The 2,391-nt window shown below is 34.5% G+C and carries 2 protein-coding genes, 1 rRNA gene and 1 pseudogene; 3 read left to right on the forward strand and 1 reads right to left on the reverse strand.

Annotation, left to right across the window (positions count from 1 at the left end; genetic code table 11):
• The 3 genes and pseudogenes from FTU90_RS15800 to FTU90_RS15810 all read left to right on the forward strand — a co-directional run.
• Positions 1 to 110: pseudogene (locus FTU90_RS15800) on the forward strand (IS5/IS1182 family transposase); the annotation flags it as partial.
• Positions 111 to 372: 262 nt separating this feature from the next.
• On the forward strand, positions 373 to 912 hold the full coding sequence (locus tag FTU90_RS15805; RefSeq protein WP_180073102.1) for an ATP/GTP-binding protein: 540 nt from the start codon (positions 373 to 375) through the stop codon (positions 910 to 912).
• 1 nt (position 913) lies between these two features.
• Positions 914 to 1,336, forward strand: a complete 423-nt coding sequence (locus FTU90_RS15810) for a roadblock/LC7 domain-containing protein (protein WP_180073104.1) — start codon at positions 914 to 916, stop codon at positions 1,334 to 1,336.
• 945 nt (positions 1,337 to 2,281) lie between these two features.
• Here FTU90_RS15810 and rrf read toward each other — a convergent pair.
• Positions 2,282 to 2,391: ribosomal RNA gene (rrf, locus tag FTU90_RS15820) — 5S ribosomal RNA — on the reverse strand; the annotation flags it as partial.

The raw sequence follows: 2,391 nt of genomic DNA on the forward strand, positions 1-2,391 counted from the left end.
AACTTAAACATTTTCGGATATTAACAGAACGCTATAGAAATAGACGGAAACGATTTGGTCTAAGAATGAATTTAATTGCTGGAATGGTGAATTGGATGCTCTTAAATTAACTTTCGCAAGAGATCTATTTATTTAAGTTATCTACTGTATTTAGCTCGGGCAGCCATATCAGCTATGCAGAGTCTTCTTTAAAAATTGGTTATAAATATATTAATTTCTTTTTATGTGTTTCTGATTTAGCAGGAGATTTAATTCCTATTTCAGAAAATATGTCCCCATTTAAGTTAACCCAACAAAATAAAACTAAAAATAATGGACTAAGTGGGTTCTTTAATAGTTTAAGAAAAAAGCTAGGGCTTTAAGGTTTAATCCATGATTTTACAAAGATACAAACTTGTGTTCGCTGGAAGTATGGGGGCAGGTAAAAGTACTGCGATTCAAACCATTTCCAGTATTGACGTTTTAAGTACGGAAGCCATTAATACCGATTTAAATGCACATAAAAAAGCACAAAAAACTGTAGGGATCGATTATGGTGAACTCATTTTAGAAGATGGAAATATTGTTGGCTTATATGGCACACCAGGACAAGAACGCTTTGACTTTATTTGGGATATTATTACGGAAGGCGCTCTAGGTGTGATTCTACTCATTGATCACACTATAGAAAACCCCATTGAACAACTAAATGAATATTTAACTTATTATAAAGCCAAGCTTTCAAATATTATAATTGGCATTACTCATTTAGATAGCAAAGCTCAATATAACTCATCGATCTATCATGAATGGCTAGACCAACAAGATATAAATTACCCTTTATTTTTAATTGATGCTCGCGATAAAGAAGATATTCTCCTTTTAGTTGATGCATTAATCACACAAGCTGAAGTTCTTTTCGAGTTAAATTAATATGTCACTACATGAACTATCTAAACGTACCGCACCTCAGGATTTAATTCAGTTTGCACAAAAATATATACAAGCTATTCTTAGGGATGTTTCCGAAGTCAATTTAGTTATGCTCTGCTCTTCAGATGGTTTTGAACTTGCGTCAGTGCATAAAAAGGATGTTCAAAATCATGGAAAACTTGCGGCTGTAAGTAGTTCAATTCTGGCTATGATTCATGCATTTATGAATGAAATTAATTTTATAGGATGCCAGAGCATAACCCTAGATGCAGATAATGGTAAGGCTGTTATGGCATCTATTCAACATCCTAATTTTCCAATGCTTATAGTCATTCTTTCTTCCAAAGAAGTTTTACTCGGTCAGCTACTGTACGCAACCAAAAAAGCTAGCACTGATATTGCAGCATATAAAATTAAAATTTAGGTTTTAAATGCTCTATCCTATTTATATTTACGAAACTATGGTCCGTCATCAATTAAGCTAAATTATTGTTGAGGCAAGATAAATTGCTGACAAAAAGTTTTGAACTAATTTATGATAGCGTATGGTAATAACACGATACTGTTTGAGCTTGGCAAAAAAGTTCCCGATCAAATGCCGTGCTTTATAAAAATATCGGTTTATAATCACCTTGACTCATAGCGTTATTTTTAGAGGGTATCACGCCTTAAACATTAATTTTATGGATTGGAACAATTATTCGATCTTTAGACTTTTAGGGTTTATCTATGGGCTAAGTTTGACTGAATAATAAGTCCAGCAATATATCAGCACTATTTAAATCATGAACTTGCCCAGCAACAGTAAGATAAAATTTTATTGGATTGCCTAAGACATCATTATGAGCACGCATTTTGGTGCTTAAGTTATCTTTCCTCCGTCCGATCGCCTGATTTCTTCCCCAGCGCTGTGTTGATGAGCACAATGGTGGAGTCGAACATGGCTATTCATTGTCACTGTCATGTGACAGCACTTCAAAGACTCTCTGCCACACACCTGCTTTAGGCCAACGACTAAAACGAATATCCACGACGCTGAAATCACCAAATGTTATGAAAAGACTCACTCGCTAATGAATATCTGAACGATACCTAACTGCTCTCAGCAAATAATCGGTTATCTTTATCAATTACTCTAACAATTTCTATTCTAATATCTAAATCATGCCAGTAACACCTAAGAAAGCTATCACAGGATTTATTAAATAAAGACCTAGCACTTAGTCCTATTCTAACTATCTTAATAGCTAAACTTGAGCATATCTCAATCATTTTTTGAAAAGCTTGAGATTTAAATAATAACTTAATTATTTTCAATGCACACAAAAAAACACCCCCAACTGTTAAGTTGAGGGTGTTTCGAATAATGAGCTGGCGATGACTTACTCTCACATGGGTAACCCCACACTACCATCAGCGCAAAGAGGTTTCACTTCTGAGTTCGGGAAGGGATCAGGTGGTTCACTCTTGCTATTGTCG

The organism is Acinetobacter sp. YH12200 (assembly GCF_013418175.1).
Classification (GTDB): Bacteria; Pseudomonadota; Gammaproteobacteria; order Pseudomonadales; family Moraxellaceae; genus Acinetobacter; species Acinetobacter pseudolwoffii.